This window comes from Chromohalobacter canadensis, assembly GCF_034479555.1.
GTDB classification, from domain to species: Bacteria; Pseudomonadota; Gammaproteobacteria; order Pseudomonadales; family Halomonadaceae; genus Chromohalobacter; species Chromohalobacter canadensis.
On the sequence record NZ_CP140151.1, the window covers coordinates 485,446 to 508,217 of the forward strand.

Here is a 22,772-nt window from a genome sequence, read left to right on the forward strand (position 1 = left end):
CCAGCGCCCATTCGTCACGACGCACAGCTCACTATCGTGCGTCTCGTGCCCTTGTCATTCCGCTGCGATGCCCGACCCTGGCGACCCTTTTTTCGAACCTTTTCCATGTTTTCTCCAGGAGTCAGTATGTCCACACCCCGCATCGTGGTGGTCGGTGGCGGCGCCGGCGGCCTCGAACTGGTTACCCGCCTGGGACGCAAGCTCGGCAAGCGCCAACGCGCCGAGATCGTGCTCGTCGACCGCAACTCGACCCATATCTGGAAGCCCCTGCTGCACGAAGTAGCCACGGGCGTGCTCGACTCCAGCCTCGACGAAGTCTCCTATCAAGGCCATTCCAAGGCGCATGGCTACCGCTTCCAGCGCGGCACACTGAGCAATCTCGACCGTGACAACCGCACCATTACCCTGGCGCCGATCATCGACGACGACGGCGTCGTGATCCTCCCTGCCCGCACGATCGAATACGATTATCTGGTCATGGCGCTGGGCAGTGTCTCCAACGACTTCGGCACCCCCGGCGTCGCCAAGCATAGCCACTTCATCGACAGCCCCGAGCAGGCCGAAAACTTCCGCCAGCACATGCTCAACACCTTCCTGCGTTACAGCGACCCTGAACGCCGAACCCACCCCAAGTTGAGTGTGGGACTCGTAGGGGCTGGCGCCACCGGGGTCGAACTCGCAGCGGAGTTGATCGGTGCTTCCAAGATGCTGCACAGCTACGGCTTCACCGCCATGGACAGCGGCAAGCTGGAGATCCATCTGATCGAGGCGGCGCCACGCATTCTGCCAGCGCTACCCGAACGCATCAGCCAGGCCGTGCATAAGGAACTGGAAAAGCTCGGCGTGCAGATCCACGTCGACACCCGCGTGACCTGCGCCGATGAACACGGCTTCATTACCGCCGACGAGACGCGCATCGCCACCGACCTGAACGTCTGGGCGGCGGGGATTCGCGCACCGGCATTTCTATCCGAACTGGGCCTTGCCACCGAGCGCAACCATCAGCTCAAGGTAAACCAGACCCTGCAGAGCCTCGACGACGAGCGCATCTTCGCCTTCGGTGATTGCGCCTCCTGTCCCCAGCCCGACGACACCCGCGTACCGCCGCGCGCTCAAGCGGCCCACCAGCAGGCCACCCTGCTGTATCACAACCTGCGCGCCGCCATGGACGACAAGCCCCTCAAACCCTTCGTGTTTCGCGACCGTGGCTCGCTTATCTCGCTGGCCCACTTCGAAGCCGTGGGCAGCCTGATGCGAGGCACTTCGGCACGCAGCCTGTTCATCGAGGGGCGCCTGGCCAAGCTGTTCTATGCCTCGCTCTATCGCATGCATCAGATGGCCATTCATGGCGTGGTCAAAACCAGCATGACCATCGTCGTCGATGGCCTCAATCGCTACCTGCGTCCACGCATGAAGTTGCACTAATCTAGCCGGGCCACCATGATCGAGACACCGCACCGCTCGATCATGGAGCCCGTTCATGCAACATTTTTTCAATGACGCCTCACGCGTCGTCGCCGACGTTCTCTACGCCACCGGCCACCTTGCTCCCTTGCGTATCGCCGAACCCCAAAGCGGCGTACGCATCCTGATTCGTCGCGACTGGGACCGCGACACGCGCGGCCAGCAACAAGTCGCAGTGCTATCCGGTGGCGGCGCAGGACACGAGCCCGCGCATGCCGGCTTCATCGGCGAGGGCATGCTGACCGGGGTGATTTCCGGCAGCCTGTTCGCCTCCCCCAGCATGGACGCCGTACTCGCTGCCATTCGCGAAGTCTGCGGGTCGGCCGGCTGCTTACTGGTCGTCAAGAACTATACCGGGGACCGGCTCAACTTCGGATTGGCCGCCGAGCAGGCGCGTCGTGAAGGCCTCAAGGTCGCCATGGTCATCGTCGCCGACGATATCTCCCTGCCCGATACGCCACAGCCACGTGGCCTAGCCGGTACCGTGCTGATCCACAAGATCGCTGGCTATCACGCGCAACAGCAAGACTCACTGGACGATATTCAAGCCCTTGCTCAACACGCATGCGAGCGTATGGCCTCGATGGGCATGGCGCTCACGCCAGCCACCCTGCCGGGCCAAGCGCGTCCCGACCGAAGCCCGGAACTAGGGCTAGGTATCCACAACGAGCCGGGCGCCCAGCATATCGTGCCGGATAGCGCACGCGACGCCATGAGCCACGTCGTCACGCCCCTCACAGCCGCCCTAGATGAACGCGGCCACACCGACAGCTGGATCGCCCTGCTTAACAACCTCGGCGGCTGTTCGACCCAGGAGATGGGCGTGCTTACCGGCAGCTTGATCGACCACCTGGGTGCGGCGCGCATGACTCAGCTCATCGGCCCCGCGCCTTTGATGACCTCGCTGGATATGCACGGTTTCTCGGTAACGCTGATGGCCGCCGACGCCACCATGCGTAAAGCCTTGCAGGCGCCTACCGATGCACCCGCCTGGCCCGGCGTCAGGAACGTGCGCCAGCCGGACACCTTCACACCCAACCTCGCCGCCCGCAACGGCGCACTGCAAGACAACGCACCCCAAGCGACGCACATTGCGGCGGCGCTCACTCAGGTGCTCAGTGTTTTACGCGATGCACGTGACGATCTCGATGGGCTCGATGCCCAGAGCGGCGACGGCGATGCCGGCAGCAGCTTGGTGGAGGGCGCCGATGCCATCGAGCAGGCGTTGACGGCCGGCCGCCTGGATACCGCACACCCCGAGCGGTTATTCGCAGGCTTGGGGCAATGCCTGGCCACCGGGATGGGCGGCTCGAGCGGGGTACTGCTGTCAATCCTGTTTACTGCCACGGCGACTGCCCTCGAGCAACGCGGCCTGGTCGACAGTCTTTGGCAAGGGGTCGAGCGCATGCAGACTTATGGCGGCGCCCGGCTCGGCGACCGCACCCTGCTTGACGCCTTGATCCCCGCTCTTCAAACGCTACAAAAAGACGCCACGCTCACCGAAGCGGCCCAAGCAGCACGCCAGGGTGCCACGCATACGGCCACCCTCTCCCACGCCCGAGCCGGACGTGCCGCCTATGTACCCGACAGTGCATTGGAAGGCGTCGTCGACCCTGGCGCAGAAGCAGTCGCGCGGGTCTTCGAAACACTGGCCCGCTGCCTATAACGACGACCTATGACGACGACGCCCCGCCCCCACGTGCCGCCAACCAGGCACGCTTGGCGGCGGGACTGAGCTTCTTGAGGGCGGCTTCTTGGCGCAATGCCTCGCCATGGCTGCCCACGTATTCCGAATGACGCAAGATCAACGGGCCTTTGCCGCGCAAGGCTCGTGCGCCGCGCTTGCCGTCGCGATGCTCGCGGAAACGCCGCGCCACATCGGTCGTCACCCCGGTATAAAGCGCCCCTGCCGACGTTTCGACCAGGTAGAGATACCAGGCCTGCGATCGTGCGGTACGCTCGTTATCGGCCATGAATCACCTGACTCAACGCTGCGCCAAGGCGTCACGGAAGGTCCGCATGACGCTGTCATAACGGTGCGGGTCCGCCTCGTCACGTGCCTTGAAAATCGCCGACCCGGCGACGAAGGTGTCCGCACCAGCCCGCGCGATTTCAGCGATATTCTCGGCCTTGACGCCACCATCGACCTCCAGGCGGATATCGCGACCGCTGGCATCGATACGCTGGCGCACCTCGCGCAGCTTATCGAGCGTGCCAGGAATGAAAGATTGGCCGCCGAAGCCGGGATTGACGCTCATCAGCAGCACCATGTCGAGCTTGTCCATGACGTAGTCGAGGTAATGCAGCGGCGTGGCGGGATTGAAGACCAGGCCAGCCTTGCAGCCACCATCGCGGATCAACTGCAAGGAGCGGTCGATGTGTTCGCTGGCCTCGGGGTGAAAGGTGATGTAACTCGCGCCTGCCTCGATGAAATCTCCGATCAGGCGATCCACCGGCTTGACCATCAAATGCGCATCGATGGGCGCGGTAATGCCATGGTCACGCAGAGCCTTGCACACCATCGGACCGATGGTGAGGTTGGGAACGTAATGATTGTCCATGACATCGAAATGCACGATATCCGCGCCGGATGCCAACACATCCTCCGTCTCCTGACCCAGACGAGCGAAATCGGCGGACAGAATCGAAGGCGCAATCTTGAAGTCGGGCATAAGCAATATAAGGTGCGTTCGGCTGGAAATGAGGGCTTCATTCTAGCGAATGCCAGGCGGAAAAACAGGCTCAGGAGTGAGCTCGATCAAAGCCGTCTTGCATATTCAGGCACGGTACCCGGTATGCATTCGGACAACGGAATGCGCCTGTCCAGCATAGTTGCAGCGACTACCCCCTGAGGGTAGCGTAGAAATATTGGTTCGTTCTCCAAATGGCCCGCCGTCGCGCGGGATCCGCCTTGGGCCGTGACGGTCCCGGAGGTTCCATGGTGTCGAATCCGCCGAGTGGCGATGACCAAGTGCCGTTCCTTTCGCGTGCCGTCAACGTCAGGCGCAGCGAATTACCCGGCCTGCTAAGCGCCGCGGCCTATTTCTTCTGCCTGTTATCCAGCTACTACATCCTGCGACCAGTACGCGACGAGATGGGCGTGCGCGGCGGCGTGGAGAACATGCAGTGGCTATTTACCGCCACGTTTTTTGCCATGCTTCTAGCCGTACCGGTGTTCGCCACGCTGGCCACGCGCTTCCGTCGTACGCGCCTGATCCCCGCCGTCTATGGCATTTTCATCGCCTGCATCGCACTGTTCTGGCTGTGGTTGCGCGTCGACATACAGATGGTCTGGGCAGCACGCGGCTTTTTCGTCTGGCTGTCGGTGTTCAACCTGTTCGTCGTATCGGTCTTCTGGAGCTTCCTGACCGATGTGTTTACGGATCGCCAGGCGACGCGCCTGTTCGGTGCCATCGCCGCCGGCGGGAGCGCCGGTGCGATCGGCGGCCCGGCGATCACCGGCGTGCTGGCCCAGCAACTCGAGCCGGCAAGCCTGTTGCCCATCGCCGCCGTGATCCTCGCCTGCACCCTGCCGTGCATGTGGGTGCTCGAACGTTGGTCCAGCCGCAGTAACGAGCACAGCACCACGAACCAGCCGCTCGGCGGTACGCTGTTTGAGGGAGTACAGGCGGTCCTGCAGTCGCGTTATCTGCTCGGAATCTGCCTGTTCATCTGGCTATACACGACGCTGGCCACGTTCCTGTACTTCATCCAGGCCGATATCATCAGCAATGCCATCGATGACAGTGGCGATCGGACCTCGGTGTTCGCAGCCATCGACCTGCTCACCAACACGCTCACCGTCGGTATCCAGCTGTTTCTCACCGCACGGGTCGTTCAGTACTTTGGCCTCGGCCGTGCGCTGGCATTCGTGCCGCTGCTCGTCGCTGCGGGCTTTTTGGTGTTGGTCGCGACCCCCGTGCTACTCAGTATCGCTGCGGTCCAGGTACTCCGGCGCGCCGGTAACTATGCACTGGCGAAACCGGGCCGGGAGATGCTGTTCACGGTCGTGCCCCGGTTCAAGAAGTACAAGTCGAAGAACTTCATCGATACCGTGGTCTATCGCGGGGGTGACGCCATCGCGGGTTGGGTCTATACCGGATTGACGGGCCTTGGATTGGGTATCAGCGGCATCTCGGTCGTAGCCGTTCCACTGGCGGTGGTTTGGGCGGTTATCGGCTATCGCCTTGGCGTATCGCGTCAGGCGCAGGCTAACGACACTGCAACGTCCGCCTTGACGGCGGCAGGGGAATCCGATGATCGACGACAATAATTTTCCCGGCAGGCGCGGTCCCATATCGCGCCGCACATTCCTCCAGTTGTCCGCGGGCGCGGGCCTATTGGCCGCGCTTGGACCGACAGCACTGCGCGCCGCACCGGACACGCTGAACGTCCGTGAAATCCCGGCTTCCGGACAGCGCATTCCGGTCATTGGTCTTGGCACCGCACGCACCTTCAATGTCGATCCCGATAACGCCGCTGCGATGCGGCCGCTGGAACAGGTCCTGCAAAATTTCTATGACGGCGGTGGTCGGCTCGTCGACAGCTCACCGATGTACGGTCGGGCTGAAACCGTTGTCGGCCGGCTCGCGGAGCGGCTCGATATCGCCGACGACCTGTTCATGGCGACCAAGGTGTGGACACACGGCAGGGAGGCCGGAATCGAGGAGTTGGAGGCCTCGCGTGAGCACATGGGTGGCGGTCGCCTCGATCTGGTCCAGGTTCATAACCTTCTTGATCTCCAGACCCAGCTCGATACCCTCAAGGCCTGGCGGGACGAAGGCCGGATCCGCTACATCGGCGTCACCCATTACACCGCGTCGAGTCACGAACGCCTGACCCGAATCGTCGAACGCGAGCCGATCGATTTCGTCCAGTTCAACTACAACATCATGACCCGCCATGCGGAGAAGCGTCTGCTGCCGGCCGCCGCCAATAACGGTGTAGCGACTCTGATCAATGAGCCGTTCGAGAGAGGATCGCTATTCGGTCGGGTCAAAGGCAAGTCACTGCCCGAATGGACCAAGGAACTCGGCATCGAGAGCTGGGCGCAACTGTTCCTCAAGTTCATCGTCAGTCACCCGGCGGTGACCTGCGCCATCCCGGCGACGAGCGATCCGGAGCACGCAACGGACAATATCGGTGCTGCCCATGGCCCACTCCCGGATGCTGGCCAACGCGAGCGCATGGCGTCACTGGTGCGCTCACTGTGAACCGACGCCATACAGCATGGCATGCTGCCCGTCATCTTGAGAGAGGCCGCGCCCTCCTTGCATATTCAGGCGACGCCTTCGATAGTAAAAGCAATCCCTCATAAAAACGCGGCGCCGCATTGCCGCCCCACTCTCGAGAGGCCCGGCATGATTCGACTTACCTTGCGCCATGGACGACGTCTGGCACTGGGCGCATTACTCGCCACCCTGCCGCTTGCCGCCAGCGCTCAGCAGGCGATCCTCGAAGGCGAGCGCTTCCACCCTCAGGAAGGCCAACACGGCATGGCGGCTACCAGTCATTACCTGGCCTCGAAGATCGCGCGCGACGTCATGCAAGACGGCGGCAATGCGGTCGACGCGGCGGTGACTGCAGGCTTTGCGCTGGCCGTCACGCAGCCGCGCTCCGGCAATATCGGCGGTGGCGGTTTCATGCTGATTTCCGATGAGAGAAACGACGAGGTCATCGCCATCGATTATCGCGAAAAGGCGCCAGGCGCGGCCTATGAAACGATGTTCCAGAACGATCAAGGCGAGGCGGTAACCGAGCTGTCCCGTTTTACCCACAACGCCTCCGGCGTCCCGGGAACCGTCGCCGGCCTGGCCATGGCACTAGAGAAATACGGCACTCTGAGCCTCGCCGATGCCTTGGCACCCGCCATTCGACTCGCCGAAGAAGGCTTCGAGATACCGCCGCGTTTCGCCAATGGCTTGCGCGACGCACGCGAACGCCTGAGCCAATGGGATGCCTCGCGCGCGGTCTTCTATAAAGAAGATGGCAGCCTTTATACCGCCGGCGAAACGTTCCGCCAGCCGGATCTCGCGGCGACGCTCAAGCGCATCGCTGCCCATGGCCCGCGCGAGTTCTATGAAGGCAAGACCGCCGAGCTCATCGCCGCCGAAATGGAAAAACACGACGGGCTCATGACCGCCGAGGATCTGGCAGCCTACCAACCTACGCTTCGCGATCCCGTGCATGGCACCTATCGCGGCTACGACGTCTATGCCATGAGCCCGCCTTCCAGCGGCGGCGCGCATATCGTGCAGATGCTGAACATTCTAGAGGGTTACGAGATCGGCGAGATGGGATTCAATTCGGCTCGTACGCTGCACGTGATGAGCGAGGCCATGCAGCGCGCCTATGCCGACCGCGCCGAGTATCTAGGCGATACCGATTTCGTCGATGTCCCGCTCGAGGGCATCACCTCCAAGGCTTACGCCGATGAGCTGCGCGAGCAAATCGACCTGGGTCGCGCCACGCCAAGCGACAGTATCGAAGCAGGCGACCCTCTGCCTTATGAATCCAATGAAACCACGCATTTCTCGATCGCCGACGATAACGGCCTCGCCGTCTCCAACACCTATACCCTCAACTTCAGCTACGGCTCGGGCATCGTCGTCGACGGCGCAGGCTTTTTGCTCAACAATGAAATGGACGACTTCTCCGCCAAGCCGGGCACACCCAATGCCTACGGGTTGATCGGTGGCGAGGCCAATAAGATAGAACCCCACAAGCGCATGCTGTCATCGATGACGCCGACCATCGTCAAGAAGGATGGCAAGAACTTCCTGATCACCGGCAGTCCCGGAGGGTCTCGGATCATCACCACGACGCTGCAGGTGGTCATGAATGTCATCGATCATGACATGAACGTGCAAAGTGCCGTGAGCGTGCCGCGCATTCATCACCAGTGGCTGCCCGACGAGATCCGCATCGAGGAAGGCATCAGCCCAGACACCATCGGCCTGCTCGAATCCATGGGGCACACGGTGTCACAACAAGACGCCATGGGGGCCGCGCAGTCCGTTCTGATCGAGGACGGTCGCTTTTACGGCGGTGCCGACCCGCGTCGCTCGACGTCTTCCGCACTAGGGCTTTGAGTGCTAGGTAGAGCTAGGTGGAGGCGAGCCGCCATGCCCATCGTCTGGATCGCCCTGGCCGAACTGTTCGGCACTGCATTGTGGTTCACCCCCAATGCGGTGATTGGTGACCTGGAACGTGAATGGATGCTCGCCGCCCATGACCTGGGATGGCTGACCGGTGCCGTCCAGGTCGGCTTTCTCCTGGGCACATTGACGATCGGCCTGAGCGGCATTGCCGACCGCCGCGACGCAAGCCGCCTGTTCGCCACCTGCTGTCTGCTCGGCGCCCTCAGCAATGCCGCGCTGCCCTGGGCCGGCGGTCTGTGGCCGGCAGTGGCGCTACGTCTGATCACCGGCATGGCGCTGGCCGGCATCTACCCGGTGGGCATGAAGCTCATGGTCGGCTGGGAACCGCAACGTGCAGGACTCGGGCTGGCGTGGCTGGTCGGCATGCTGGTCGTCGGTACGGCACTGCCGCATTTGCTGGCCGGCCTCTCGTTCGGCGGCAGTTGGCGCGGTGCGCTATGGAGCGCCTCACTGCTGGCGCTTGTCGCAGGAGCCATGATCTGGCGTCTCGGCGAGGCACCAAGCGTGAGCAAGACCTCTCGGGAGACACCCCGCTGGGCGGGACCCAGCGCCTTTCGCATCGCCGGTTTCCGGCGCGCGGCAAGTGCTTACTTCGGTCACATGTGGGAGCTGTATACCCTGTGGGCCTTGATACCGCTATTGCTGGCCACGGCGCTCCCCGCCCTGACACAGACACAACTGGCCTTCGGCAGCTTCGCGTTGATCGCCATCGGGGGGCCCGGCTGCTGGCTGGGCGGCTGGTTGAGCCTGCGCCTGGGCAGTCGTCGCATTGCTCAACTGGGGTTGAGCGGTTCAGCCGTCTGCTGTCTATTGTACCCTTGGCTTGGCGGCATGTCGGGGCTCTGGGTCGCCCTGTTTCTGGCGCTCTGGAGCCTACTCGCGGTCATCGATTCCCCGCATTTCTCGGCGCTGTCGGCACGTGCCTGTCCGGCGTCGCTGGTCGGTAGCGCCTTGACCCTGCAAAACGCCATCGGCTTTGCGATATCGGCGGGCTCCCTGGCGTGGCTGCTGCCCGCCTGGTCATCGCTCGGCCCGTGGGTCGCCTGGTTGATGCTGCCCGGTCCGCTGCTAGGCCTGTGGGCATTGGCGTTGCCCCGAAAGGACTTCGCGCGCTCCTGAGGTGCCGCTATACTCGCAGCCAAGCTTCAACTATCTTTTCTCTTTCATTTCAGGACACACGATGCGTATGCGCCGACTCATCCCCGTTAGAACACGGCCCGCGTTCGCCCTTGTCGCGCTACTCATGACGCCACTACTCATGACCGGCTGCGCCCAGAGCCCTCAGATTCTTCAGGTCAAGCCCGATATCGGGACGGCGCTTCCTCAAACGGGAAACGGGCAGGAAATTGCCCTCAGCGTGGTCGATGGACGTCGCAGCGACGTGCTGGGCACGCGCTCCGGCTCACCGGCGTCGACATCGACGATTCGTGTCCCCGCGCATGACGTCATCCCCAAGCTACAGACGCAGGCGGAACAGGCATTGCGTCGCATGGGCTTCTCGCCCGTCGAAGACGGTAGCACCAATGCGACGTTGACGTTGACACTCGCCGATCTCAGTTACGGCCCCGTCGAGGCCGATGCACCGCTACTCGACGCCGCGCAGCTACAGGCAGTGCTGCGTGCCCAGGTCGCCAACGACGGCGGTACCTATACCGGCACCTATACGGCCAAGCGCAAGCAGAGCTTCGCCATCAAGCCCGACTGGGACTCCAACAACCGCATGGTCAGCGACCTGTTGAGCAACGCCTTGAGACGCACCTTCAGCGACCCCGAACTTTCCCGCCAGCTCAAGGACTGACGCACGCCGGCGCCGCGACGGTGATCATGCCAGTCGCGGCCCACGCCGTATCAGCGACCACACGCTTTCCTGCTTGCCGGTGTCATCCGGTGGCCGCGTTTCCAGGTGCGTCAGCTCGAAATTCGCCGCGAACAAACGCTCCACTTCGTCATCGGCCACCGAATACGGGGGGCCGCTCTCGGGCGAGTGCGTATCCATCAAGCTGATCAACAAGCCTCTCGCACCAGGCAACATTAATTGCGCCAAGTGAAAGGCATAGCGTTGCCGCGTGGCCTCGGGCAAGGCGATCAGCGACGCGCGATCGTAGAACGCCGCCAACTCCTCGGCCTGCGCGGTATGGAAATGAAAGAAATCGCCACACCAGAGCTCGATGCTGCCCTGACGACAGCACGAAAACGCATCTTGCGTGTAGCGTGAGATCGGCGCCTCACTTTCGGCCATGAATTGCTCGATGGCCAGCGACGAGAGTTCCAGGCCAAGCACGGGATGCCCCTGCTCGGCCAGCCAACGCATATCCAGGCTCTTGCCACACAGGGGCACCAGCACCTTGCCGCCGGGCTGAGCCCCGAGTGACGGCCAGTGGCGTATCAAGGCGTCATGCGGCACGGATCGATGGAACCCGATCCGACCCTCTTCCCAGCGCTCCAGCCACTCATCCGTCGCCATACGTCGTTAACGCCTCTCCATCGTTCACACGCCCTCGACACGCCATTAAAACCATCCACTACGGCGCTTACGCCGACGCGGGAGGTGCGGCACGATCAAGCCCACCAGCAAGCCGGCCCCGGCCACGGCGGCACCGTAGGTGAAATAACGCATCAAAAGATCTTGTTCCTGCGTATCGAGCCGCGCCTTGAGCTCGCGCGTGGTTTCTTCGGCATCACTGTAAGCCCTATCCAATTCGGCGTTACGCGATTCCAACTCTTCGATACGCTCGGCTCTATTGTCCAGCTTCGTGGTCATGCCCTCCACGCGCTGCTCCCATTCTTCATTGATACCGTCGAGCTGCGAGGTCAATTCATCCACACGCGCTTGCAACTCGGGCAAGCGCGAGCTCGCACTCGGCGAGTCCTGCAGGTAACGGCTGGGAATCCAGACGGCATCGCCATCGTCACCACGGACGCGGCTGTAGTCACCCTGGCGCTCGAGTAGCGTCACGGGATCGCCGCTCTCGAGTGTGCCGACGATACGGTAGCCCTCGGTGGGGCCGCTACGCACATAGGTCGGTAACTTGTCTGAGACCCAGTACTGCCCATCGTCTTGCGCATGAGCGTTAAAAGCGCAGGCCCCGAGGACCAAGCTCAGCATCAGAGGTTTGATTCTAGACATAACGTGGCTTCTTCATGAATGACGAACGGCTCACGAGTACGTACTGCTTCCACGCGTTGCATCACCCAGCCGAGAGGACATCCTGTCGCGACTCGGCGGGCGGGCGACCATCCACACATTCTGTGGATAAGTCTTGGGAAAACCTGACCTTGACGGCGGCGAGACCACCGCAATGTCTGTCATAGCGACAAATCGTGCAATTTTTAACCACTACCATCGCGCGATAACCGATTCATCGGACACGAAAATTTCGCAATCCTGAGTCGGTCTTGACTGTCCGCAGCGTACCTTCACGAGGCGCCTCACGCGAGAAACGTAGCGTATCACAGCCTCGGCATCATCGCGGACGATTCGACTCAGGCGCAAGGCTGGCCCACGATGCCGTCAATCCGTATAATGTGCTTTCTTATCCTGAACAAGCGGCTGGGCCACGCTTCAAGGCCACGCTTTTACTTACTCCCAATCACGGACATATGTCGGGCGCTCGACGCACCGACCGGATCGGTATGGCGAAGAAACTCTTCATCAAGACCCACGGCTGCCAGATGAACGAGTATGACTCCGCGCGCATGGCGGATCTACTCGGCGAATCGCATGCACTCGAGCTGACCGACGACGAGCGGGAGGCCGATGTCATCCTGCTCAACACCTGCTCGATCCGTGAGAAGGCCCAGGAGAAGGTCTTCCACCAGCTCGGGCGCTGGAAGAAGCTCAAGGCCGCCAACCCCGATCTCGTGATCGGCGTCGGGGGCTGCGTGGCCAGTCAGGAAGGCGGCAATATCCAGAAGCGTGCGCCGCATGTGGACATGGTCTTCGGGCCGCAGACCATGCACCGGCTGCCGACCATGCTCGACTCGAGCCAAGGGGCGGAGACCATCTCCATGGTCGATGTCACCTTCCCTGAGATCGAGAAATTCGACCACCTGCCCAAGCCCACGGCAGATGGCGCCACCGCGTTCGTCTCGATCATGGAAGGCTGCTCGAAGTACTGCACCTTCTGCGTGGTGCCCTACACCCGTGGTGAAGAGGTTTCGCGGCCCTTCGAGCCGGTGATGGAGGAAGTCATTCACCTCGCCGATCAAGGCGTGCGCGAGATCAACTTGCTGGGCCAGAACGTCAACGCCTATCGCGGCGAGAACCAGTTGGGCGATGAAATCGACCTCGCTGAGCTGATCAGCTGTGTCGCCGCCGTGGAAGGCATCGACCGTATCCGCTTCACCACCTCGCACCCGGTGGAGTTCTCCGACAGCCTGATCGAGGCCTACGGCGAGATTCCGGAGCTGGTCAGCCATCTTCACCTGCCCGTGCAGGCCGGCTCGGATCGTATCCTGGCGGCCATGAAGCGCGGTCATACCGTCGAGGAATACGTCGACAAGCTGGAGCGCATTCGCGCGCTGCGTCCGGACATCAGTTTCTCCTCGGACTTCATCATCGGCTTCCCCGGCGAGACCGAAGAAGACTTCATGAACACCATGGACCTGATCCAGCGCATCGGTTACGACGCTTCGTTCAGTTTCGTCTATTCCCCGCGCCCGGGCACCCCGGCCGCGAATCTGGAAGACGAAACGCCGGAAGCGACCAAGAAACAGCGTCTGGCGATCCTGCAGGAACGCCTCAACCAGCAAACCATGCAGATCTCGCGGCGCATGGTCGGCCATACCGAGCGCATCCTGGTCACCGGCTTCTCGCCCAAGGATCCCGGCCAGCTCTCCGGTCGCACCGAGAACAACCGAGTCGTCAACTTCCGTGCGCCCAACCCGACCGAGCTCATCGGTTACTTCGTCGATGTCGAGATCACCGAGGCGCTTCCCAACTCGCTGCGTGGCGATTTGGCCTCTCCGGCTCGCTACTAAGGCGCTGCCGGCGGTCTTTGTCTGCTATCGTGACGAATCCTTGCGCAAGATCATTGCCCCGGCGTTGTCCGGGGCGCTAAGCTGAATTCACACTTCCAACCCATGGATCTCCTCGAGTTGAGCCAGAACACTTCGCAGGCACATCGCATCCTCACGCTGACACTCGAACCCAACGACCCCATGCGCCTGGCAAGCCTATGCGGGCAGCAGGACGAACATCTCAAGCTCGTCGAGTCGCGTCTGGGCGTGACGTTGCGAAATCGCGGCAACACCTTTCAGCTTGCAGGCCCCGGCCCTCACGTCAAAGCGGCCGCCAATGTCGTCGAGCATCTCTACCGCGAGACGGAAGCCAATGAGCTGACACCGGACACCGTGCACCTTTTCCTGCAGGAATCCGGCCTCGAGTCACTGGAAGAAGACGAGGAAACGCTCGACGAGGGCGGCGTGCTCATCCGCACGCCGCGCGCCTTGATCAAGCCACGCGGTCACAATCAGCAGACCTACGTCACCAGTATTCACGATCACGACATCAATTTCGGGGTCGGCCCGGCGGGCACCGGCAAGACCTATCTGGCAGTCGCAGCAGCAGTCGAGGCGCTCAACCAGCAACAGGTGCGGCGGATCCTCCTGGTGCGCCCGGCGGTGGAAGCCGGCGAGCGCCTGGGCTTCCTCCCCGGCGATCTGGCTCAGAAGATCGACCCTTACCTGCGCCCGCTCTACGACGCGCTCTACGAGATGCTAGGTTTCGAACAGGTCAACAAGCTGATCGAGCGGCAAGTGATCGAGGTCGCCCCGCTGGCCTACATGCGCGGACGCACGCTCAACAATGCCTTCATCATTCTCGATGAGAGCCAGAACACCACACGCGAACAGATGAAGATGTTCCTGACGCGTATTGGCTTCGGCTCCACCGCCGTGATCACCGGCGATATCACCCAGGTCGACCTGCCACGCGGCAATCAATCGGGGCTGATTCAAGTTCTCGATGTGCTCAAGGGCACCGCCGGGATCGGCGTGACGCATTTCGTGGCCAAGGACGTGGTCCGCCACCCATTGGTCCAGCGTATCATCGAAGCCTACGATGCCTTCGAAAGCGCCGAGGAAGAGCAGGAGCGCGCCCGCCAAGAACGGCGTGCACAGGCCAAGCGCGATAAAGACGATACGCGCCGCGACAACGACGAGCCGGCAGACGCATGACCCTCGACATCGACCGTCAGGTCGCCATTGACACGACAACCGCGCTCCCCACCCAGGCCGACCTCGAGGCCTGGGTAAGCGCCGTGTTCGCTCGTCATCCCGATGAAAAGCGCACGGAAATGACCGTGCGATTCGTCTCCCCTGAAGAGAGCCAGACGCTCAATCGCGACTATCGCGGCAAGGACAAGCCCACCAACGTGCTTTCCTTCCCTTTCGAAACGCCTCCCGGGGTGACCTTGCCACTGCTTGGCGACCTGGCGATCTGCCACGATGTCGTCGTCACCGAGGCCACCGCACAGGATAAGCCTCTAGCCCATCACTACACCCATATGGTGATCCACGGCACCTTGCATTTACTCGGCTACGATCATATAGATGAGCGTGAAGCCGAAGAGATGGAAGCGTTGGAGCGCGAGCTACTGGCTGGTTTCAAGATCGGTGATCCCTATGCCGAGTGAACCTCCGCCTGGCACACATCTCGACGCCCCGCGATGCTCGGCCCGTGGCCGTGCACGCCCTTTTATCATCCCCGCGTTATCGTCCATGAGGAACGAGAGACCTATCGCATGAGCGAAGACCGATCGAGCAGCCAGGGTGGCAAAACCTGGCTGGATAAACTGCTGAACGCTTTTTCCAACGACTCCGATGAACCGAGTTCGCGTGACGAGTTGCTCACCTTCCTGCGCGAGGCCGGTACACGACTGCGCCTCGACCAAGACGCGCTGACCATCATCGAAGGCGCGTTCCAGATCAGCGATCAGCAAACGCGCGAGGTGATGATCCCGCGCTCCCAGGTAACCGCCCTGCATGTCGACCAGCGCCCCGAGGACTGCCTGCCGATCATCCTCGAGACCGCACACTCTCGCTACCCGATCATCGACGAAAACCTCGACGAGGTACTGGGCATCGTACTGGTCAAGGATCTCCTGCCGTTGCTCAAGCTAAGCGACGCCGAGCGCCAACGCTTCCAACTACGCGATATCCTGCGTCCGGCGATGTTCATTCCCGAATCGAAACGCCTCAACAGCCTCCTCAAGGAATTTCGCGACACCCATAACCACATGGCAGTGGTGGTCGATGAATACGGTGGCACTGCAGGCATCGTGACCATCGAGGACATCCTCGAGCAGATCGTCGGCGACATCGAGGACGAACACGACATCGATGATGAAGACGACATTCGCGACCTGGGCGATGGCACCTATGCAATTCGTGCCCTGACGCCCATCGAGGACTTCAACGAACGCTTCGAGACGTCCTTTCCCGATGAAGAATTCGATACCGTCGGTGGCCTGGTCATGCAGCGCTTTGGGCATCTGCCGCGACGCAACGAACACGCCGACCTGGGCACCTGGCGCTTCACCGTGCTCAATGCCGACAATCGTCGCATTCGTCTGTTGCAGGTCTCGCCCTGCCCTGAGGATGATGCCGAAGAATCCGGGAACGACGACACGCATTAAATCGGGCAGGCGTATGTGCGGCATGGCCCACAGCGCCTCGCTCTGTTATAAGAGGCACCTTCGACAAGGAGTGCCTCATGCTGTCTTCCCGCACCTATCGCCCCTGGATGGGATATCTCGTCGCGCTGCTCGCTGGCGCGCTCACGACGCTTACCTTCTCCCCCTTCGAATGGTGGTGGATCGGCCCCCTCGCCGTCGCTCTGGTCTTCTATGGCCTCCACGACCTCACGCCCGGCCAGGCAGCACTACGCGGCTGGAGTTATGGCGTCGGGCTCTTCGGTGCCGGCACCTCATGGATCTATGTCTCGATCCATGACTACGGCTACACCGGTGTCCCACTGGCGATCTTCCTCACCGCGCTATTCGTGGTCACCCTGGCGCTGTTTTATGGCGTGGTGTTCGGTGTTTATCGGCGTTTCACGAGCGCACGATGGTCCGTTATCACCTTCGCGGGCGTCTGGGTCCTCGGCGAGGCATTACGTACCTGGGCCTTCTCGGGCTTTCCTTGGCTGCTGCTCGGCAGTGCCCATGTCGAATCGCCGCTAGCGCCGTGGGCGCCCATCGGCGGCGTCTACCTGCTGTCGTTGATCGTCGCCCTCAGCGGCACCTTGCTGGTGGCGCTCGTGAAGCGCCGCCTGTGGGCACTGGTGCCGCTCATCGCGATGTGGTGCCTACCGCTGGTGCTGCCCACGCAGTGGACATCTCCACAAGGCGACCCCAAGCAAGTTGCCCTGCTGCAAGGCAATCTTCCCCAGCTCTCGAAGTGGAGCCCCGAGGGACAACGCAAGGCCGCCAACACCTATACCGAGATGACCCGCGACCAGGACGACGACACCGACCTGATCATATGGCCGGAGACCGCCTTGCCGATGTTCGCGTCCAAGGCACGTCCCGTTCTGGAACGTGTACAAACGACGCTGCCCACCGATACCGCCCTGCTGACCGGTATCGTCCAGCGCGACGATCAAGGCGATTACTACAATGCGGTCATCGGGATGGGCAACAGCCAAGGCAGCTATCGCAAGGAGCATCTGGTGCCATTCGGTGAGTATTTACCGTTGGAAGGATTGCTGCGCGGCATCATCGCCTTCTTCAACCTGCCCATGTCGAGCTTCACCGCCGGGGCCTCCGATCAGGCACCGATCCAGGCCGCGGGTATGCGCCTGGGCGTCGCGATCTGCTACGAAATCATCTATCCAGACCTGGTCGCCCAACGTGCGCGCGGCGCCGACGTGCTGCTCACCGTCTCCAACGACACTTGGTTCGGGGACTCCATTGGCCCATTGCAGCACTTGCAGATGGCCCAGCTACGTGCCCTGGAGAATGGCCGCTACGTACTCCGCGCCACCAGTAACGGCGTCACCGCCATCATCGACGCTCAGGGCCATATCACCGAACGCGCCCCGCGCTTCGAGACTGCCAGCATCAGCGGCGAGGTTCAGCCCATGCAGGGACTGACGCTCTTCACTCGTACCGGCAGTTGGCCGGCATGGGGACTCGCCCTGCTACTGCTCGTCCCCGGACTGCGTTGGCGCCGCCGCACCTAGCATGCGCCGAGCCTGACGCCCGGTCACGGCACGACGCGCAGCGAAACCCGCGCGTCGTGCCGGGGTGGGCCTAGTCTGGTAGAGACGCCTCTTCCTCGACGGGCAACGCCTCCTCAGCCTTGCGATGACCGCTGGTGACGATATGGTGCAGGCTGCCGCATTCCACTAGCGGGTCGTTGCAGTTGATGACGACGTCCGAACTGGCCAGGACATGGGCCTTGCCGGTGATGGTGTTCTCGGCCACCTGGTGCGTGCCTTCCTGCCGTGAGCCGGTGAACTCGCCGATGAAGCCCGTGCCACGCAGGGACACGGTCTCCAGCTTGTCCCCCGGCTGGAGAGTGCCTTCGTGATGCATCAGGGCCAGACGCGCCGAGGTGCCCGTGCCGGTCGTGCTGCGGCAGATCACACCCGGGTGCACATAGGTCGTCGAGCGCGAGCGAAAGAAACCATCCGCGACTTGCTCGACCGGGCCCATGAAATGCAAGAACGGCAGCGGCCCCACATCGCCCAGAGTATAGTGAGAGAAGCCCCGTTCAGCCTGGATCGCTTCGACGATGGCGTGGGCGCATTCCGCCAGTCGCGTCTCCTCATCCCGGTTCAGCGAGAAGCCCAACTCGGCGGATTCCACCATCGCGTAGAAGCCCCCGCTATAGGCGACGCTGTAGGTCACGTCCCCGATCGAGGGTACATGGATGCTGGCCCGGTACGTATCGATGTAGCTGGGCAGCCCTTCACAGGTGATGCCCTCCACGACGCCGTTTTCCACTCGCGCCTCGATATGGACCAGGCCGGCCGCAGATTCCAGGATGAAACGCTGGTATCCCTCGCGCTTGGGCACGAGACCGCTTTCCAGCACGGCCGTGGCGGTGCAGATGGTGTTGGACCCGGAATAGATGGGATAGCCCATCACCTCCATGATGATGTAGCCCACCTCGGCTTCCGGATCGCTGGCGGGCACGAGCAGGTCCACCGACATCTCGGGGATGCCATAAGGCTCGCTGAGCAGTAGTTGGCGCAGGCCATCGGCGTCCTCGCGCAGATATTCCATCTTTTCGCGCACCGTGTTCCCCGGCAGCGGATCGATGCCGCCGGTCACGATACGGCTGACATCACCGCCAGCATGCAGGTCGATCAGTTGCAGCGTCAGTTTGTCGCTCATTTGCCTTCCTTCAACGCGTAGGGTGCGCCATGTTCTTGCCACTGCGAGTCCGGGACGATCACGATTTTGCCTAAGTAATTGCTGTTGCGATTGACGAAGTAGCGTTCGGCGTCATGCAGCTCGGAGAGTTTGAATGCCGCGTGCAATACCGGCGTCAGCTGCCCCGAGCGGATCCAGGCCACCAGTTGCTCGGCCTCGTCGCGCGTGCCGTGGGAGACACCGGATATGTGAACCTGATACAGATAGATCCGCGTCCACATGATCTCGCTGAGATTACCGCCGCTCGCGCCGGCGATGCTCAAGCGTGGATAGGTGGTTCGACGCGTCATGTCGAAAATCATGGTGTCGATGAAGCGGTCGGTCATCTCGCCACCGACCAGGTCCATGACCGCGTCGATGGGCGCGCCCTGCGTTAGCGCCTTCACCTTCTCGGTGAAATCCTGCATGTCCGAGCGGTCCAGCACGGCTTCCGCACCCAGCGCCATCAACGAAGCGGCCTTGTCCGGCTGGCTCAGCGCGTAAGGAATCGCCCCCATGATACGACAGAGCCGAATCAGTGCTGTGCCCACGCCACCACTCGCGCCTGTCACCAGCACGCGCTCCCCGGCTTTGACATTGGCCGCATTCAACATGTGAAGCGCGGTTTGATAAGAACACATGCCCATGGCGGCAAGCTCGGCATCGGCCAACTCGGAATTGTCCACCGTGTGGAACTGCGCCGAGGGCACGGCAATGTACTCGGCGAAGCCGCCATCAGCCCCATGACCGTAATAGTCGGGCGTCAGGTTGATGTCGGGGCGGTCATCGGCATAGATATTGAAGTCCAGAAGCCCACGCTGGCCAATGCGCTCAGCGCTCACATCCTCACCGACAGCAACCACGCGTCCGGCCACGTCGGCGCCTTGAATGCGGGGGAAGGTCAGCGTCGGTGATCCGCCGATCTGGAACGAGGTTGTATCCCCTTTGTCCTTGGTCGGATAAAGCCCCTCTCGCGCCTTGCGGTCGGTATTGTTCTTCGCTGTCGCGGTCACCTGCACCAAAACCTCGCCTTTGGCAGGCCTGGGGACAGACACGTCCTGTCGATACTCCAGTTTGTCGATATCCCCATGCCCGGTCAGCAGCATCGCCGCCATCGCATCGGGTAGCGCCTCGCTCCGCATACCTACCTCCTCATCGTGATCGCTGCTTCGAGGTGAAACGATATCAAACTTTTTCCCGCGCCAAAGGGGGGCGAACGACCAATCGAACTGCCGAGCCATTGCCAGGCCCCCACCGGCACGGGGAGATACCATCCCGCGTAAAGGAAAAACGCCCGTACCAAGTTGGCACGAGCGTTCGTGTTGATTGCCGACGGGGTTCAGACGATGCACTTCGCCTCGTCTTACTCACCGCGGGGGTAGCGCTGGGCTTCCTCGACCTCGTTCAAGTCCATATGGTTACGCATGTAACGCTCGGAAGCATCCTGCAGCGGCTGGTAGTCCCACGGATAGTAATGGCCATTGCGCAGCGCTTCGTAGACGATCAGGCGCTGAGCCTGGGAGGCGCACACGTCAGCATAGAAGGCTTGCATGTCCCAGCGCTCGTGCACCTTGGCTCGATATTCGGCCAGCACATCGGCGTAGTCGGGATTCTCCGCCAGGTTGTGCTGTTCCAGCGGATCGGCTTCCAGGTCGAACAGCTGTGGCGGATCGATCTCGCAATAGTTGAATTTCCACTTGCCCTCGCGGATGGTCACGACCGGCGAATAGCTCGCCTCGGCGGTGTATTCCATGTACACCGGTGCATCGCGCTTCTCGCCCCGGGTCAGGGGCAGCAGCGACTGGCCATCGGTATAGGGCGCGATCGAGGACAGGTCGATCCCCACGAGATCAGCGATGGTGGTATTGATATCGATGATCGATACCGGGTCCTCGACATTGCGCGGCTCGATCCCCGGTGCGGAAAGCATCAGCGGCACACGCGACGAGCCTTCATAGGGACTCATCTTGAACCACAGGCCCTTCTCGCCAAGCATGTCACCGTGGTCGGCGCAAACCACGATGATTGTATTGTCGAGCATACGCGTGCGTTCGAGCACGTCTAGAACGCCGCCGATCTTGTCGTCGATATAGGAGATGTTGGCGAAATAGCCTTGACGCGCGTTGCGCACGTCCTGGGGCTGGATGTCGAACTTGGTGTAGTCGTTGGCCTCGAAGATCCGTTGGGAATGCGGGTCCAGATCATCGAAGGGCACGGGCCCTTGCTGTGGCTCGAGATACTCGCAGTCGTTATACAGGTCCCAATACTGGCGACGTGCCACATAAGGATCGTGCGGGTGGGTGAAGCTGACACACAACGCCCAGGGGCGTTTGTCGTGACCGCGCGAAAGGTCATATAGCTTCTGCTCTGCGTGGAAAGCGACCTCGTCATCGTACTCCATCTGGTTGGAGATCTCGGCGACGCCGGCCCCCGTCACCGAGCCCAGGTTGTGGTACCACCAATCGATACGCTCACCCGGCTTGGTGTAATCCGGCGTCCAGCCGAAATCGGCCGGATAGACGTCGGTAGTCAAGCGCGTCTCGAAACCGTGGAGTTGGTCGGGGCCGACGAAGTGCATCTTGCCTGACAGGCAGGTGGAATAGCCGGCACGCCGTAGATGATGCGCCCAGGTCGGCACGCTTGAGCGGAATTCTGCAGCGTTGTCATATACTCCGGTGCGGCTCGGCAACTGGCTCGACATGAAGGCAGCCCGCCCCGGCGCACACAGATAGCTCGGCGTATAAGCATTGTTGAAGTTGACCGAGCGCTTGGCCAATTTCTTGAGGTTGGGCGCATGCAGAAAATCGGCGGGACCGTTCTCGAACAGCGTGCCATTGAGCTGGTCGGCCATCAGGACCAATACGTTGGGTTGCGTCATGGGGAAACCTCCCTGGCGAGTATTGTTAGCGTCGAAGCAGCCTAAAAGGCTGGCCTCGAACTCCTTACAGTGACGTGCCAAGAGTCAGCAGACCAGAGACTTATTTGCCCCCTTAGCCCCAACTCACATTGGTCTCCAAGAGGGCTGGCCATGAAGCCTCGTGCCAGCCACCCTGATGAAGTGTAAAAAGGCGTCGCCTTTCTCTTGCGCCTGTTATGCCCTTTTCGGCCTTACCCACTGGTCCGCGCGAAGTAACGATGCCCGCAGTGGTGGCAGGGTTCGAGCCGGGTGATCGACTCGAGCACGATTTCCGTGTCGCAGTGCACGCAGTGCATGCGACCGGGCACGGCCATCTCGCCTTCGACATAGTCAGCGCGCGCCGCTTCGAGATCGTCCTCGAAGCGGACCTGATCGACGGTGGTGCGATCGGCGATGGAGAACAGCGCCTCGGTGACTCGCCGCGAAATGATCCCCAGATCGATTCCCAACCAAGTGGCGATGCCCTCGCCGCCCCGCGCCAGGAACCCCCGCAAGTCGCGCATGTCACGCTCGATCCAGGCACGCAGCAAGGACAATTCATCCTTGGTGTAATTCTCGAACTCCGCTTCGAACTCGATGGCGTCGTCCATTTCACGCTGCAACGACTCCCAGGACAGATCGCCAGCGCCTTTTTCGAGACGCTCGAGAACCCGCTCATAGGCGCGGCTCAGGCGATGCTCTTGATCGTGACGTTCGCTCATAACGCTTCTCCTGATCTGTCGTCGTCGCCATGCCCCTACCTGTAGGCGCATGACTGGGGTATCCTGACGGCCTGTCATAAAACACGGACAACGTCCGCCCAGCTCCGTTCTATCACATCGCGAGGCCGGGCGTTATCCGCTTCAAGCCAAGCCTAACGCAAGGTGCCAG

At 61.8% G+C, this 22,772-nt stretch carries 20 protein-coding genes; 12 read left to right on the forward strand and 8 right to left on the reverse strand.

Annotated features, from left to right (window positions below; genetic code table 11):
- The first annotated feature begins 126 nt into the window (after positions 1 to 126).
- Both SR908_RS02395 and SR908_RS02400 read left to right on the forward strand, forming a co-directional pair.
- Complete coding sequence (locus tag SR908_RS02395; RefSeq protein WP_097023036.1) at positions 127 to 1,425, forward strand: NAD(P)/FAD-dependent oxidoreductase; 1,299 nt, start codon at positions 127 to 129, stop codon at positions 1,423 to 1,425.
- Positions 1,426 to 1,480: 55 nt separating this feature from the next.
- Positions 1,481 to 3,130, forward strand: coding sequence for a dihydroxyacetone kinase subunit DhaK (locus SR908_RS02400; RefSeq protein ID WP_246924637.1), 1,650 nt, complete (start codon positions 1,481 to 1,483; stop codon positions 3,128 to 3,130).
- Between the two features lie 7 nt (positions 3,131 to 3,137).
- Here SR908_RS02400 and SR908_RS02405 read toward each other — a convergent pair whose 3' ends face one another.
- Positions 3,138 to 3,437 carry a GIY-YIG nuclease family protein gene (locus SR908_RS02405; RefSeq protein WP_246924650.1) on the reverse strand — a complete coding sequence of 100 codons (300 nt, stop codon included), beginning with the start codon at positions 3,435 to 3,437 and terminating at the stop codon, positions 3,138 to 3,140.
- A gap of 12 nt (positions 3,438 to 3,449) precedes the next feature.
- The gene (gene rpe / locus SR908_RS02410) at positions 3,450 to 4,136 is read right to left on the reverse strand and encodes a ribulose-phosphate 3-epimerase (RefSeq protein WP_246924653.1); all 687 of its coding nucleotides are present in this window, start codon (positions 4,134 to 4,136) and stop codon (positions 3,450 to 3,452) included.
- 266 nt (positions 4,137 to 4,402) lie between these two features.
- Here rpe and SR908_RS02415 point away from each other — a divergent pair, with 266 nt between their 5' ends.
- The 5 genes from SR908_RS02415 to SR908_RS02435 all read left to right on the forward strand — a co-directional run bounded on the left by SR908_RS02415 (position 4,403) and on the right by SR908_RS02435 (position 10,422).
- The gene (locus SR908_RS02415) at positions 4,403 to 5,737 is read left to right on the forward strand and encodes an NTP/NDP exchange transporter (protein WP_246924656.1); all 1,335 of its coding nucleotides are present in this window, start codon (positions 4,403 to 4,405) and stop codon (positions 5,735 to 5,737) included.
- Positions 5,721 to 6,677: an aldo/keto reductase gene (locus SR908_RS02420; RefSeq protein ID WP_246924659.1), complete on the forward strand. Its 957-nt coding sequence runs from the start codon at positions 5,721 to 5,723 to the stop codon at positions 6,675 to 6,677. The genes SR908_RS02415 and SR908_RS02420 overlap by 17 nt, the downstream gene beginning before the upstream one ends.
- A gap of 147 nt (positions 6,678 to 6,824) precedes the next feature.
- Positions 6,825 to 8,555: a gamma-glutamyltransferase gene (ggt, locus tag SR908_RS02425; protein WP_246924661.1), complete on the forward strand. Its 1,731-nt coding sequence runs from the start codon at positions 6,825 to 6,827 to the stop codon at positions 8,553 to 8,555.
- 33 nt (positions 8,556 to 8,588) lie between these two features.
- Positions 8,589 to 9,743: an MFS transporter gene (locus SR908_RS02430; RefSeq protein WP_246924664.1), complete on the forward strand. Its 1,155-nt coding sequence runs from the start codon at positions 8,589 to 8,591 to the stop codon at positions 9,741 to 9,743.
- Between the two features lie 124 nt (positions 9,744 to 9,867).
- A complete protein-coding gene (locus tag SR908_RS02435; protein WP_246924667.1) occupies positions 9,868 to 10,422 on the forward strand; it encodes a YajG family lipoprotein in 555 nt (184 codons plus the stop codon).
- A gap of 24 nt (positions 10,423 to 10,446) precedes the next feature.
- On the opposite strand, the gene tmpT is transcribed toward SR908_RS02435, so the two are convergent.
- The gene (tmpT, locus tag SR908_RS02440) at positions 10,447 to 11,088 is read right to left on the reverse strand and encodes a thiopurine S-methyltransferase (RefSeq protein WP_246924684.1); all 642 of its coding nucleotides are present in this window, start codon (positions 11,086 to 11,088) and stop codon (positions 10,447 to 10,449) included.
- Between the two features lie 45 nt (positions 11,089 to 11,133).
- Positions 11,134 to 11,751: a TIGR04211 family SH3 domain-containing protein gene (locus SR908_RS02445; protein WP_246924688.1), complete on the reverse strand. Its 618-nt coding sequence runs from the start codon at positions 11,749 to 11,751 to the stop codon at positions 11,134 to 11,136.
- A 506-nt stretch (positions 11,752 to 12,257) separates the two neighbouring features.
- Here SR908_RS02445 and miaB point away from each other — a divergent pair.
- From miaB to lnt, 5 genes are all read left to right on the forward strand, one after another.
- Positions 12,258 to 13,604: a tRNA (N6-isopentenyl adenosine(37)-C2)-methylthiotransferase MiaB gene (miaB, locus tag SR908_RS02450; RefSeq protein ID WP_097023046.1), complete on the forward strand. Its 1,347-nt coding sequence runs from the start codon at positions 12,258 to 12,260 to the stop codon at positions 13,602 to 13,604.
- Between the two features lie 117 nt (positions 13,605 to 13,721).
- Entirely contained in the window at positions 13,722 to 14,801 is a 1,080-nt protein-coding gene (locus SR908_RS02455; protein ID WP_246924705.1) for a PhoH family protein, read from the forward strand.
- A complete protein-coding gene (ybeY, locus tag SR908_RS02460) occupies positions 14,798 to 15,259 on the forward strand; it encodes an rRNA maturation RNase YbeY (protein ID WP_246924722.1) in 462 nt (153 codons plus the stop codon). The genes SR908_RS02455 and ybeY overlap by 4 nt, the downstream gene beginning before the upstream one ends.
- Positions 15,260 to 15,367: 108 nt before the next feature.
- Entirely contained in the window at positions 15,368 to 16,261 is an 894-nt protein-coding gene (locus SR908_RS02465) for an HlyC/CorC family transporter (RefSeq protein ID WP_097023048.1), read from the forward strand.
- Positions 16,262 to 16,338: 77 nt separating this feature from the next.
- Complete coding sequence (lnt, locus tag SR908_RS02470) at positions 16,339 to 17,808, forward strand: apolipoprotein N-acyltransferase (protein WP_246924726.1); 1,470 nt, start codon at positions 16,339 to 16,341, stop codon at positions 17,806 to 17,808.
- A gap of 70 nt (positions 17,809 to 17,878) precedes the next feature.
- Here lnt and SR908_RS02475 read toward each other — a convergent pair whose 3' ends face one another.
- The 4 genes from SR908_RS02475 to SR908_RS02490 all read right to left on the reverse strand — a co-directional run bounded on the left by SR908_RS02475 (position 17,879) and on the right by SR908_RS02490 (position 22,603).
- Positions 17,879 to 18,967, reverse strand: coding sequence for a proline racemase family protein (locus SR908_RS02475; RefSeq protein WP_246924730.1), 1,089 nt, complete (start codon positions 18,965 to 18,967; stop codon positions 17,879 to 17,881).
- Positions 18,964 to 20,127 carry a zinc-binding dehydrogenase gene (locus SR908_RS02480; protein ID WP_246924836.1) on the reverse strand — a complete coding sequence of 388 codons (1,164 nt, stop codon included), beginning with the start codon at positions 20,125 to 20,127 and terminating at the stop codon, positions 18,964 to 18,966. Before SR908_RS02480 ends, SR908_RS02475 begins: the two co-directional genes overlap by 4 nt.
- 221 nt (positions 20,128 to 20,348) lie before the next feature.
- Positions 20,349 to 21,863, reverse strand: a complete 1,515-nt coding sequence (gene betC / locus SR908_RS02485) for a choline-sulfatase (protein ID WP_246924734.1) — start codon at positions 21,861 to 21,863, stop codon at positions 20,349 to 20,351.
- Between the two features lie 230 nt (positions 21,864 to 22,093).
- Positions 22,094 to 22,603 carry a zinc ribbon-containing protein gene (locus tag SR908_RS02490; RefSeq protein ID WP_246924737.1) on the reverse strand — a complete coding sequence of 170 codons (510 nt, stop codon included), beginning with the start codon at positions 22,601 to 22,603 and terminating at the stop codon, positions 22,094 to 22,096.
- Positions 22,604 to 22,772: the final 169 nt, after the last annotated feature.